The organism is Candidatus Kuenenia sp., assembly GCF_027493735.1.
Taxonomy (GTDB): Bacteria; Planctomycetota; Brocadiia; order Brocadiales; family Brocadiaceae; genus Kuenenia; species Kuenenia stuttgartiensis_A.
Genome location: NZ_JAOSKF010000020.1, coordinates 158,367 through 170,585 on the forward strand (window position 1 = coordinate 158,367; position 12,219 = coordinate 170,585).

Here is a 12,219-nt window from a genome sequence, read left to right on the forward strand (position 1 = left end):
TTACCTCCTCTTAAAAAAATTCTCCAACTCTTTAAACACGTGTTCCGTGTTTTTCTTTATGCATTTTGCCTTCGGGAGTGATTTAATAAATACTTTACCATAACTTTTTGTAGCGATACGTCTATCAAATATAAATACCACGCCTCTGTCTTCCTTGCTTCTTATCAGTCTTCCAAATCCTTGTTTTAATTTTAACACAGCAACTGGCAGGGAATAATCATAAAATGAGTTGCCCCCTTTCATCTCAATAGCCTCTGTCCTTGCTTCAATAATTGGTTCATTTGGTACTTTAAAAGGCAGACGGGTAATAATAACACACTCCAGCGCATCCCCTTTTACATCAATGCCTTCCCAAAAACTATCGGTGGCGAATAATATTGATGTTTTGTCATTTTTAAATGTTTCCAGTAAGTTGTGTCTGTTGTCTTCTCCCTGCTTTAAACAGGTATAGCCTTGCCCGGTAAAATACGGTTTCAGCATATCAAATATATCATTAAGGAGCCGGTATGATGTAAATAATACAAGTGAACGTCCATCAGTGATGGCGATCAGTTTGCTTAAATTTTCTACTAAATCTTTTTTATAATATGAGTCATCAGGGTCAGAGATGTCTGTTGGTATACATATCATAGATTGAGATTTATAATCAAAGGGAGAGCTAAGAATCAGTTCCGTAATCCTTTTTTCCGGAAGTAAATGAAGTCCCGTATTTTTTTGGTAAAAAGTGAATGTGTTATCTATGGTTAATGTTGCAGAGGTTAATATAATTGTCCGGTAATTATCAAACAGGTATGCCTTTAAGGCATTTGAAATATCTATTGGTGCATTGCAGAATTTTATAAAGAAATTATCGTTGTATCTTCTTAATTCAATCCATCTGCATAGATTTTCTTCAGAACGTATAAAAGAAAAGAGATCATTTTTTGCAGTATTAAGACGAGTTTTACATGATGTTATGTCTATGAACAGAGACGACAATATATCCCGGGACTCTTTATCAAGTCTTTCAATGGCAGCAATTAACTTATTTAATAAAATTACGAAGTTATGTATTTCCGTGCAAAGATGCCGTATTTTTTTTTCAATACTATCTGACCACAACGGTGTAGAGAGCAGTTCGTCAGTTATTCTTAGTTTGAGTTCTGTTCCGTTTTCTAAAAATTTATTATTAATATAGCTGTTTACAGACTCAAAAATATCAGAAAAAGTATTGGTAACACACGTGTAAATTTCTATCCGCATGTCGAGTAATTGAGGATAAATTCCTTCTGTAATATCTACCGTAATATCCTTGTTACATTGAAAATCAACATCTTTAATTTTATTTTTAAGAAATGGCAAAAGCCCCTTTTTGTTATCCTTTTGATTAACAAGCTTACCCAAAGGTTTTAAAATCCGCATTCTGGAGAAAGACAAGCCTATATTAGATGTTGCGACCGACTCCAGATTATGCGCTTCATCTATTATAATCCTCTTAAATGGTGGCAGTATCGCAGTTGAATCATAACCTCTGGTTTCTTTCCTTAAGACCAAATCAGCCATCAAAAGATGGTGATTTATCACAAGGATATCTGCGCTTGACGCATTCCGCCTTGCAGAATAAAAAAAACATTTATTATAAAAATTACACTTTAACCGTGTACATTGGTCTGCTTCAGACTGAACCATTTCCCAGACATTATCATTAACAAGAAGGTTCAGGTCTGCTTTGCTTCCATCCCTTGTTTTTTCCGCCCATGACAGTATATGTATTAATTGTTTTTTTTCCCTTTCCTCAATAAGCATATCGCCTTCAAACTGCAAGTTCTGTGCTTTCCTTAAACAAATATAATTATTTCTTCCCTTAACAAGGACGCTTTTAAAGTTGGGAATATTTTCTATCTTTAGTGTAGGGATATCCTTGTACATCAACTGTTCCTGCAGGTTTATTGTATTTGTGGATATAACCACTCTTTCCTTATTTTTCACGCTCCAGAATATTGCAGGAAGGAGGTATGCCAGTGATTTTCCCGTTCCGGTGCCTGCTTCAATTGTTGCAACTGTGTCATTATTGAAGGCATCTGATACCGATGTAAGCATATCTACCTGCGATTCCCTGTATTCGTAGCCAGGGATAGTAACAGACAATATTCCGCCCGGGCGTAATAAATTCGACAACATCACACAATCCAGTTTTTCATAAGGATGTTCTTTCGCAATTTTCACCACAGGGTATAAGTATTCTACCTCATTATTGATAATGTAAAATCCTGCGCCGAGGGAACCCATTTCGGAAGCAACTTCAATATCCTCTTCAGAAGGGGTAAGGTTTCCGTTAGGGTGATTGTGGATAATAACCTCTCCATGCTTTACCTCACGAAGAATGGCAGGCACAGCATTTTTATTTCCCATAGCATACACTTCTATATCGGCTATCATATAATTCTCATCAGGCTTCCCGATTAAAAAGACCTCATTACCCCCTGCATTGGAAATAGCGTCTTTTATTGCGGACAGTGTGTTCTGTATAATAAAGTCTTTTGCAAACCATTTTGTGGTATTCATATGTTGAAAATATAAATCAAGTATTTAGAATAAACAACGAAAAACAGATACAATATATTTAATGTTTAGTACCTCATCGGTAATTTCTTTGCGCTTTTTGGCAAAATATTTATAACTATTCAGCGTAATCTATCTAGTTAGGCCTTCGGTGATTAGAATTTGTTTAGTATTTCGTGCTTTGTGCCTGTTTGGTTCTGGCTATATAAGCTTAGGAATCCCAGATTTGCAGGAAGAAGCGATTGCTTCGTTACAATTGTAAGACTATTGAGTATAAACTGATTAAATAATTGACTCCAATTATAGAAACATTAAAATATGAACAAAACTTTCCTCTCGTTCCCAGGTTCCGACCTGGAAACGAGAATGGAGTACGAAGTACTATTTTAAATCGTGCTTCGTAAATCCAAAATCGTAAATCTAAAAGGAATATTAATGATTTTAAAAAGTTTTATAACCACAGCAAAAAATAATTTTAATAAAACTGTTTTCTTTGATTCGTTTGGGATATCACTTACCTTCGGGCAGACCCTTACAGGCGGCATTCTTTTGTCAAAATATATTCGCGACATGGAAGGTGAAAATATTGCCGTTGTATTCCCCCCTTCAATCGGAGGCGCATTGGCAAATATAGCGACAGCCTTTGCCGGAAAGGTCCCTGTAGGATTGAATTTCGTTGCGAGCAAAGAAGAGCAGGATTACGTTTTGAAAATATGCGACGTACGCTCTATACTGACCTCGAAGGTTTTTATTGAAAAAGCGGGCATACCTTTCGACAAAAGAATGATTTTTATCGAGGACATAAAAAACAACATTTCAAAGAAAAAAAAAATACTGACGTACCTTGCATGTAAATTCAGATCGAAAGATTCTCTTATTCAGGAATTTTCAGCTTGCGATCTACCGAAGAAAAATGCGGTTATACTTTTTACCTCCGGGTCAGAATCCCATCCGAAAGGCGTGCCACTGACAAACCAAAATGTCTATACAACCATACAAAACATTTCTACCATATTTGATCCTATTCCCGAAGATGTCTTTTTAGGTGCTATGCCTTTTTTTCATGTATTTGGCTTTGTCGTATGTTTATGGTTGCCATTATTAAAGGGACTTGGCGTGGTATTCCATCCAAACCCTACGGAATATGAAAAGCTGGGGAGGATCGTACATGATAAAAAGGTTACTATCGTGCTGGGTACGAGCACTCTGTATCGTGGTTTTGTGAAAAAATGGCACAAAGAACAGACCTCCACTATACGTCTGGCGTATGCCGGAGCGGAAAAATTAAACAGTGCAGTAAGGGAAAAATTTCAGGAAAAGTTTGGTATCCCTATATATGAAGCGTATGGCACTACGGAGAGCTGCGCCTGCATCAGCGCGAATAAGGCGTATGATTTCCGGCATGGAAGCGTGGGAAAACTCTTGCCAAATATTAATTGTAAAATTGTAGATGTTGAAACGTATTGTGAAGTACCCCAGGGAGAGGAAGGCTTAATTCTTGTGCAGGGTCCTAATTTCATGGAAGGGTATTATAACTCCCCGGAACTGACGGAATGTGCCTTTCACGAAGGATATTACATAACAGGCGACATCGGGAAATTTGACAACGGCTTTTTATACATTACCGATCGTCTGAAAAGATTCGCCAAGATTGGCGGAGAAATGGTGTCCCTTTCCTCCATTGAGGATAAATTATCCTGCATTTTGGATGAAATAACAGAGGGAGAAAAAAGAAACTGCGCCGTAGTAAACATCCCGCATGCACAAAAGGGCGAACAGATCGTGGCATTCGTTGTCCACCCAAACCCTGATAAACTTTCGTTGAACGCTGCACTTGATAAACATGGCATTATAAAGCTTTCACAGCCAGATCACTATCTCCACATAGATGCCATTCCCTTGCTTTCCACAGGAAAGGTTGATTACAAAACGTTAAAGCAATTGGCATTGCAGCAAGTAGTACCTTTAACGGTGAAATCCGAAGTACAAAACACGAAACCCGAAACAAATTCTAATGATAACCAGTCACGGCTCCCACAGTGATGATAGCTGCCGTGCCAGCAACTACTCTACCTTCTCCCGCCGCCAGCGCTCCACCACTAATTATTTCTATTCTTCCTAACTCTCCTAACCTGGTTCCTTTTCCTTTCTCTTTTATATTTATTGCCGTTTTTGTAGTCACTATTATATAATTACTGTTACGGCAAGAAATGTCCGGCAAAATATTGTCCAACTATAAGGGCGATATGGCCAGGTAAGGTGGATAGCTGGTTTTCCAAGAAACGCTCTACGTTAGGAAGTGCACGTGTTCTTACTTTGGCAGGTATCCCGATGATTTTTGAAGCGCTGGAGTTGCGGGAAGATCGCTGGTTCCAGGATAAAGACCATCGCTTTCCATCACTGGGACAAACAATATCCAACAGATAACGTTGTTGTTGTGGTAGTGAATATGGCGAATCAAAACCGCGAGTGTTATGTCATAGGTTTTCCGCGTGCCGGATTGTGGAAGACTCGATTTAACAGTGACGCATATAACTACGGCCCTAATTTTACAAATTATCCAACCCCTGATGTCGAGGCTCAGGAGGAAATAATCGAGGGGCTGCCTTGCTCCGGCAAAATCAGTATAGGGCCATACACGGTGGTAATTTTTTCGCAGGCTGAATAAGAATCAACCTGAGAGAGACTAAATGAAAAAGGGCAGTTCAATTACAATATTGTTCCTGGATATTGGCGGCGTTTTGCTCACTAACGGATGGGACCATCATGCTCGTAAACGGGCGGCGATAAATTTCAAGCTGGAGTTGGCCGAGATGAATGACCGACATCATCTAACTGTCGAAACCTACGAGGAGGGAAAGCTCACGCTGGAAGAATATCTAGATCGGGTGGTGTTTTACAAGGAGCGGCCGTTTACTCCGGCGCAGTTTCGGAAATTCATGTTCGCCCAGTCGAAGCCGTATCCCAAAATGATTGACTTGGTCCGCCGGCTTAAGGCACGATGTGGATTGAAGATTGTCGTTGTCAGCAACGAAGCACGGGAACTGAATGTGTACCGAATTCGAACGTTCAAGCTTGATGGGTTCGTGGATTTTTTTATTTCCTCCTGCTTCGTCCATGTCCGTAAGCCAGACACTGACATCTTTCGGCTTGCGCTGGATATTGCCCAGACGCCAGCCCGGCAGGTAGTCTATATCGAAAACACCCCCATGTTCGTCGAGGTTGCAGAAAGTTTGGGGATTCGAAGTGTTCTTCATACGGATTACAGTTCTACATGCGCGAAGCTGGCTTCGTTTGGATTGGAGGTTGCAGAATGACAAACCTGTTTATCCGCAAATCGGATTCACGCTGGCGTGCTGACGATCAATGGTGGCTCATCGAGCATCAAGTTTGCATTGTATCAGACAGGTGAATCGCTGGAACGAAGTTTTCATGGAAACATTGACCGTATCGGTTTACCAGGTACGAATTTAACCTTCAGCGACTCAGCAGGAAACCAGAAAGGTAGTCTCATTCCTGAATCCTATGATGCCAGGCCAGCATCAGGTTTCCTGATAGATTGGCTCCAATGAAAAAAGGAATTCGGACTATGCGGCGAAATAAATCTCTCGTCTCGATCCGTTTTCGGTGTGCCCGCCCACCATAGCGGAGCCGCCGCCACCGGTGCAATAGGAGTGTTGTCGCCAGTGCAGATCGCAGTGAAACCGATTTCTCAAATACGCTGTCAGCCGGGTGGCAACAGCGAATAAAACGAAACTTAAAGTACGAAAGGAATACGACTATGCTATACAAAGGTAAAACACTAAAAGGTTATACATTGCGCGGCCTTGACGGGGAAATAGGGAAAGTCGAAGAATTTTACTTTGATGATCAGTACTGGGTCATTCGCTATCTGGTGGCCGACACGGGAAACTGGCTTACGGGCAGAGAGGTGTTAATTTCTCCGTATGCGTTTGGCGCCGTGAATGAAAAAGAGCAATACATCACCATTGATTTAACCAAAAAGCAGATCGAGGGCAGCCCATCCTTGAACAGTGACAAGCCCGTCTCGCGACAATTCGAGGAAACCTACCGCGCATATTATGGATTTCCGCCGCATTTTGGCGGCCCACACATGCTGGACTCTTATCAAGATACGGAAGAGTGGGATCCCCATTTGCGCAGCACTCGCGAGGTGAGCAGCTATCGCATCCAGGCTTCAGACGACGAGATTGGCTATGTCAATGATTTTATTATCGATGACGAGATGTGGGTTATTCGTTATCTAATCATCGATACACAGAAATGGTGGTCTGGGAAAAAGGTGCTGATTTCACCGCAATGGATCGAGCGCATTAGTTGGGATAAGTCGAAAGTATTTGTCAATCTTTCTCGTGAGACCATCAAGCAGTCACCGGAATATACAGAGGAGTCTCTACTGACTCGAGAGTATGAGACAGTACTGCATCAATATTACAATCGCCAGGGATATTGGGTTGATGAATAGGCTGTCAACGAGCGTTCCCGTTGAAGCAAACGCGTAAGTAAACTTTAACTATAGACGAAGAAAGATATTGAGATGACCGTCAACAGCATGGCACTCCAACAAATTTCTCAATCCGATCAACGATGGAGTAGTACTACCGATCCTGCATCTTAACGGCTATAAAATAGCTAACCCAACCGTACTTGCCCGCATAGAGCCAGAGGAATTAGAGCAATTTTTGAGAGGCTGCGGATGGACACCTTACTTTGTGGAAGGTGATGAGCCGGAAGAGATGCACCAACTCATGGCCAGTACTTTGGAACAGGTCATCGAAAGTATTCGGCAAATCCAAGATAATGCACGGAAGAAGAACGACACTACTCGTCCACGATGGCCAATGATCGTCCTCAATTCACCCAAAGGCTGGACTGGCCCTAAAGTCGTCGATGGACTTCAAATTGAGGGCACCTTTCGATCCCACCAGATCCCACTGCTGGTGGATTCAGAGTACCCCGATCATTTAAAGTTCCTTGAGAAACGGCTACCCTGGCTGGTGCATCGGTTGACGTACCACCGTACCAACAATAAAAACATGCATGGACATGATTGTTTTAAATGATCTCGAAAGATTTCACCTTGTGCTGGATATGATTAATCGGCTGCCGCAGTTGGGCGCCAAGGGAGCATATCTGAAGCAGCATGAACATACCGAATGGTATCATCGGAAACGCAAGTAGGGTGTCGTTGTTGCCTGCCTGTGCTTGATCGCACGCAGATAAGTGTGTTTTAGATTTGTTTTGAATTTTATGTTTTATTATTCGGATTTGTTTCGTATTCTGTATTTTTATTTCCAGCATGAACATTTACGGCATTAGATGTACGATTTAAAAATCGTACATCAAAAATTGTTATTGAGTGGTATTTGTTTTCCCCTTTTCAATACTCTTCCGGATGACATTTCGCAGGATACGGCTTCTTTCTGCACCTCCCAAAAGACTTTTCATATTGTCGTACAATTCCGGGTCTGCAATTAATGCCCCAAGTGTGCCCTCGCCCTCCGCTACTTTTGCAATAATTTCATTAAACGAGTCAGAGGCGGTAATTAAATTATCCATGAGGAGCCTTCCACGTACGTCATAAATTAATGCATTTAAAAGCCCTGTACTCTCCCTGAATTGGGTAATGCTTTCATTCAACGACAGCGATACGCTGATTAAGGTTTCCGCGAATTTTCCTTCATCCAGTTTGTTAAAGAACCGAGCGATAGATTTTATAGCAATGGTTCCATTTTCAATGGCGGAGGTATAGTCCATTGGTTCAGCGCCCTTAATGGTATCTCCATCCTTTATAATATGTCCGGTACAGTCTTTCGAAGAGATTTCCACGTATGAATCACCTGTAACATAACTGAGCCATTTTATGGTGGCAACGGAATCTGTCAGGATATTTTTCTGGACGGCTTTATCTACTTGCATCACTACTTCAATCTCATTGCATGGCGACTCCTCCGGGAGTATGATGTTTCTAACCTGGCCTACCGTTACCCCCATAAAACGCACCGGAACGCCCTTTTGCAGTCCATAGACATGGAGGAACCGTGCCTTCAGTGTAACATGGGGTCTGAAATATCCTTTTTGTGAACCAAGAATAAACAGCGCTATGCTAAGACATATCAACGTAATAATAGTAAAAATTCCCGCCCGTAATTCTGCAACGTGTTCTTTACGCATACTTTCTCCTTTTGTAACACTTTTACAAACAGATATTGCCGCTGATAAAGTCCTTTACTTCATTTAATGGGCAGGATGTTATTTCCTGCCATGTTCCAACAAAAATGATTTTTCCCTCATGAAGCATTGCGATGCGGTCTGATATCGTTTTCACACAATGGAGATCATGGGTTACAACGATAGTGGTAATGCCAAGTTTTTTCTGTAATTCCATAATGAGATCATTAATGCGCTGCGCATTAATGGGGTCTAAACCTGTAGTGGGCTCATCATATAAAATAATATCCGGGTCAGTGGCGATAGCCCTTGCCAGGCCTACCCTCTTTTTCATGCCTCCGCTCAATTCATCCGGCATTTTTGCCTCAATGCCTTTAAGGCCTACCAGTTGTAATTTTTCTGAAACGCGTGACCTTATTTCTACTTCTGAAAGACTAAGGTGTTCCCGTAGCGGATAGGCAATATTTTCAAATACGGTTAATGAGTCAAACAATGCTGCACCCTGAAACAGCATTCCCACATGAACCCGTAATTTAATTAATGCATCTTCATTCATTTGTGCAACATTTTTACCCATAACAAAGATATCGCCCTTATCCGGCTTTATTAAGCCGATAAGTCCTTTCAAAAGAACACTTTTCCCCGTTCCGCTTGCGCCAAGGAGCGATATGATTTCCCCTTCCTGTACGGAAAGATTTATATCATTCAGAACCGGATGATTGTTAAATGATTTATAGACATGTTTAATTTCAATTATGGGTTTTTTCATCAGAAGATCATAAGAAACAATTTTGTGAGGAAGAAATCTGCAATTAGGATGGAAATCGAGATTGTTACCACAGAAATAGTGGTGGAACGCCCCACGCCGGTGGTACCCCCTGATGTTTTAAGCCCGAAATAACAGCCGATAACGGCAATAAGCAGTCCAAAAAAGACTGTTTTGCCAATGCCGCTAATGAAATCAGAAATGGTAATGGTGGTTAAAATAGAATTAATATAGAAAATATGGTCTATATCCAATTCAAAGGTTGCAATTATGAGTCCGCCAAAAATACCAATGAAATCCGCTGTGACCGTAAGGAGGGGCAGCGTAATCAATCCGGCGAATATTTTTGGAGATACCAGTTTTTTGATGGGGCTTGCTCCTAAAGCCCGCATGGCGTCAATTTGCTCTGTTACCTGCATCGAGCCGATTTCTGCCGCAATGCCTGAGCCGATACGTGCTCCCACCATAATAGAGGTGAGAACCGGACCTAGTTCCCTCACAATGGAAAGGGAAACAACGCTTCCCACATACATCTCTGCCCCATACATGCGCAATCCGTAAATTGTCTGGAGCGACATGACCATGCCGGTAAACAAGGCAATGATATTCACAAGCAGAAATGAACCGGCGCCGAAATTGTCAATTTCCTTCAGTAGCAGCTTCGGATTAAAAGGCGGCAAAAAAATGCCCCAAAACCCTTTGAAGGCCAGCAACGTTACCTGTCCCATTGAAAGGAGAAACTTTTTAACTGTATGGTCTATGGATATGAGAATGTTCATTTATAAAAGTATGAGAAGCGTAGGGTAATAGATCGGTCTTTTATAAGGGTTTTTAAAAAAATGATTCACCTGAACGGGCTGTCCGTCACATTGTGTTCGTTTGATGTGAGAATTTCAACTACCTTTGAATCAAACTGTATATCGGCACATTTTACCAATTCTTTCTTGGCGCTTAATGGGTCTCTGGCTTTACGATAAGGACGTTCTGACAGTAATGCATCATGTGCATCCGCAACAGCGACTATCCTGGCTTCCAGAGGGATTACGGCACCTTTCAGTCCATCAGGGTAGCCATTGCCGTCTAAATGCTCATGGTGATATCTGATAATATTAATGACAGTACTGTTTTTGATAATGGGTGTTAAGATACGCTCTCCGATGGATGGGTGGGTTTTAATATGCTCGTATTCTTCTTTCGTCAAACCGGTGTTTTTGCCTAAGATAGATTCTTTGATGCCTATTTTCCCGATATCATGCAATAAACTCCCCAGTTTTACGTCCTCTATAAATGCTTCCGGCAGTGACATCTTCCGGCAAATGTATGTGGCATATTCAGAGACGCGCCTTGAATGTCCTTCTGTATATTTATCCTTTACTTCCAGCGCAACTACAAGGGACTTAATGGACTCCAGAAAGAAATCCTGTATATATTTTGTTTGTTCCGACACCTTTTGTTCGAGTTTTGAGTTCCATTCTTTAAGCGCTTCATTTTGAGACTGTATGAGTTTGTTCAACCGGCACAGTTCTCTTTGCATGTTGAAATATTCCAGGCCCTGATTTACTGTGACCAAAAGTTCGATATTGTTCCATGGTTTTGTAATAAACCGGTAAACCTCGCCTTCGTTTATTGCCTTTATTGCCAGATCAATATCGGCGTATCCTGTCAGCATGAGCCGGATAGTTCCCGGCGAAATCTTTTTGACCTCATCAAGAAATTTTATGCCATCCATGCCGGGCATCCTGTAATCGGATATCACCAGGTGAATATCTTTATCCTTTATTATCTCCAAACCCTTCTTGCCGTCATATGCAAAAAAAACCGTGCAGCCCAGATCATCCAGCAACCTGCCTAAAGAATTAAGTATATTTTCTTCGTCGTCTACAATAAGTATTGTGTTTTGTTTCATCTTAGGGCACCCCTCATTGGCCATTCCTCCTTACACGGGAATGGCGTTTTCATTCAGACTTGTAAATAAAGAGCAGGACTCTTTCATTTTTTATTCGTAACTATTCAGCGTAATTTATTAAACTACCGGAGATCAGAGCGCAACTCGTTACCAAACCACAGTTTGGGAACACAATTGCACTGGAAACTTTGTTTCCAGTGCGTGTCAGACTTGACAAATTACAAACTGTCTTAACCCTGTGATTTTATTCCCTATCTATCAGCAAACAGGCGAGAAACCGGAGTTTCTCGAACAAATGCATTCCCAAACTGGAGTTTGGGAACGAGCCGTGTATCGTTTACGCTGAATAGTTACTTTTATTCCGTACCAAATGCCAGGTTATTGTCCGTACCAAATTCCAGGTTATTGCATGTGTCAAAATTACAAAAAGCCTGTTTTACGGCACCTAATATTTCGTTATTGCTCCATGGTTTTGTGAAGAACCGGTATACACCACCCTCGTTTTTTGCTTTCATAACAACATCCAGGTCAGCATATCCGGTTAACATAAACTTAACCGCATCCGGCGAAAGCATCGTAGCCCTTTTCAGAACCTGTAAGCCGTCCATGCCTGGCATCCTGTAATTGGTGATTATCAGATGTATATTTTCACACTTAAGAATTTCCAGTCCCTTTATTCCGCTATCTGCGAAAAATACCCTGTAACCTTCCTTCTCTTCTTCCAGGATTCTTTTTAATGTCGCAAGGATGTTTTTTTCATCATCAACAATAAGTATTGTCTTTTGCTTCATTTGCGTCCCTCAGAAAAAAATTT

The 12,219-nt window shown here is 41.3% G+C and carries 12 protein-coding genes and 1 pseudogene; 6 read left to right on the forward strand and 7 right to left on the reverse strand.

From position 1 onward, the window contains the following. Complete coding sequence (locus M5U24_RS13420) at positions 1 to 2,544, reverse strand: helicase C-terminal domain-containing protein (protein ID WP_298202697.1); 2,544 nt, start codon at positions 2,542 to 2,544, stop codon at positions 1 to 3. 432 nt (positions 2,545 to 2,976) lie between these two features. Between M5U24_RS13420 and M5U24_RS13425 the strand changes: the two genes are divergently transcribed. Next, entirely contained in the window at positions 2,977 to 4,584 is a 1,608-nt protein-coding gene (locus tag M5U24_RS13425) for an AMP-binding protein (protein WP_164994404.1), read from the forward strand. Here the strand turns inward: M5U24_RS13425 and M5U24_RS13430 are convergent. Beyond that, complete coding sequence (locus tag M5U24_RS13430) at positions 4,553 to 4,762, reverse strand: hypothetical protein (protein ID WP_157820499.1); 210 nt, start codon at positions 4,760 to 4,762, stop codon at positions 4,553 to 4,555. The genes M5U24_RS13425 and M5U24_RS13430 overlap by 32 nt on opposite strands. Before the next feature lie 117 nt (positions 4,763 to 4,879). Between M5U24_RS13430 and M5U24_RS13435 the strand changes: the two genes are divergently transcribed. The 5 genes and pseudogenes from M5U24_RS13435 (at position 4,880) to M5U24_RS13455 (ending at position 7,743) form a co-directional block, all read left to right on the forward strand. Continuing rightward, positions 4,880 to 5,209, forward strand: coding sequence for an alpha amylase C-terminal domain-containing protein (locus M5U24_RS13435; RefSeq protein ID WP_099325030.1), 330 nt, complete (start codon positions 4,880 to 4,882; stop codon positions 5,207 to 5,209). Positions 5,210 to 5,231: 22 nt separating this feature from the next. After that, entirely contained in the window at positions 5,232 to 5,858 is a 627-nt protein-coding gene (locus M5U24_RS13440) for an HAD family phosphatase (protein WP_164994405.1), read from the forward strand. 464 nt (positions 5,859 to 6,322) lie between these two features. Beyond that, positions 6,323 to 7,027, forward strand: a complete 705-nt coding sequence (locus M5U24_RS13445; protein WP_099325028.1) for a PRC-barrel domain-containing protein — start codon at positions 6,323 to 6,325, stop codon at positions 7,025 to 7,027. Between the two features lie 94 nt (positions 7,028 to 7,121). Then, positions 7,122 to 7,625 (forward strand): annotated as a pseudogene (locus M5U24_RS13450) (hypothetical protein); the annotation flags it as partial. Next, on the forward strand, positions 7,609 to 7,743 hold the full coding sequence (locus M5U24_RS13455) for a hypothetical protein (protein WP_157820498.1): 135 nt from the start codon (positions 7,609 to 7,611) through the stop codon (positions 7,741 to 7,743). The pseudogene M5U24_RS13450 and the gene M5U24_RS13455, both read left to right, overlap by 17 nt. 171 nt (positions 7,744 to 7,914) lie before the next feature. Here the strand turns inward: M5U24_RS13455 and M5U24_RS13460 are convergent, their stop codons facing one another. The 5 genes from M5U24_RS13460 to M5U24_RS13480 form a co-directional block, all read right to left on the reverse strand. Further along, complete coding sequence (locus M5U24_RS13460; protein WP_099325025.1) at positions 7,915 to 8,736, reverse strand: MlaD family protein; 822 nt, start codon at positions 8,734 to 8,736, stop codon at positions 7,915 to 7,917. A gap of 22 nt (positions 8,737 to 8,758) precedes the next feature. Next, a complete protein-coding gene (locus M5U24_RS13465) occupies positions 8,759 to 9,502 on the reverse strand; it encodes an ABC transporter ATP-binding protein (protein WP_099325024.1) in 744 nt (247 codons plus the stop codon). After that, positions 9,502 to 10,278 carry an ABC transporter permease gene (locus M5U24_RS13470; RefSeq protein ID WP_099325023.1) on the reverse strand — a complete coding sequence of 259 codons (777 nt, stop codon included), beginning with the start codon at positions 10,276 to 10,278 and terminating at the stop codon, positions 9,502 to 9,504. The genes M5U24_RS13465 and M5U24_RS13470 overlap by 1 nt, the downstream gene beginning before the upstream one ends. A 65-nt stretch (positions 10,279 to 10,343) precedes the next feature. Further along, on the reverse strand, positions 10,344 to 11,405 hold the full coding sequence (locus M5U24_RS13475) for an HD domain-containing phosphohydrolase (RefSeq protein ID WP_169703187.1): 1,062 nt from the start codon (positions 11,403 to 11,405) through the stop codon (positions 10,344 to 10,346). A gap of 356 nt (positions 11,406 to 11,761) precedes the next feature. Then, positions 11,762 to 12,196: a response regulator gene (locus M5U24_RS13480; protein ID WP_099325021.1), complete on the reverse strand. Its 435-nt coding sequence runs from the start codon at positions 12,194 to 12,196 to the stop codon at positions 11,762 to 11,764. Positions 12,197 to 12,219 lie beyond the last annotated feature (23 nt).

What these genes read in the sequence shown, in the direction of transcription:
- M5U24_RS13440 (WP_164994405.1), top strand. Translation starts at nt 5,232, where the DNA reads ATGAAAAAGGGCAGTTCAATTACAATATTGTTCCTGGATATTGGCGGC.
- M5U24_RS13465 (WP_099325024.1), bottom strand. Translation starts at nt 9,502, where the DNA reads ATGAAAAAACCCATAATTGAAATTAAACATGTCTATAAATCATTTAAC.
- M5U24_RS13455 (WP_157820498.1), top strand. Translation starts at nt 7,609, where the DNA reads ATGATTGTTTTAAATGATCTCGAAAGATTTCACCTTGTGCTGGATATG.
- M5U24_RS13480 (WP_099325021.1), bottom strand. Translation starts at nt 12,196, where the DNA reads ATGAAGCAAAAGACAATACTTATTGTTGATGATGAAAAAAACATCCTT.
- M5U24_RS13425 (WP_164994404.1), top strand. Translation starts at nt 2,977, where the DNA reads ATGATTTTAAAAAGTTTTATAACCACAGCAAAAAATAATTTTAATAAA.
- M5U24_RS13445 (WP_099325028.1), top strand. Translation starts at nt 6,323, where the DNA reads ATGCTATACAAAGGTAAAACACTAAAAGGTTATACATTGCGCGGCCTT.
- M5U24_RS13460 (WP_099325025.1), bottom strand. Translation starts at nt 8,736, where the DNA reads ATGCGTAAAGAACACGTTGCAGAATTACGGGCGGGAATTTTTACTATT.
- M5U24_RS13470 (WP_099325023.1), bottom strand. Translation starts at nt 10,278, where the DNA reads ATGAACATTCTCATATCCATAGACCATACAGTTAAAAAGTTTCTCCTT.
- M5U24_RS13420 (WP_298202697.1), bottom strand. Translation starts at nt 2,544, where the DNA reads ATGAATACCACAAAATGGTTTGCAAAAGACTTTATTATACAGAACACA.
- M5U24_RS13475 (WP_169703187.1), bottom strand. Translation starts at nt 11,405, where the DNA reads ATGAAACAAAACACAATACTTATTGTAGACGACGAAGAAAATATACTT.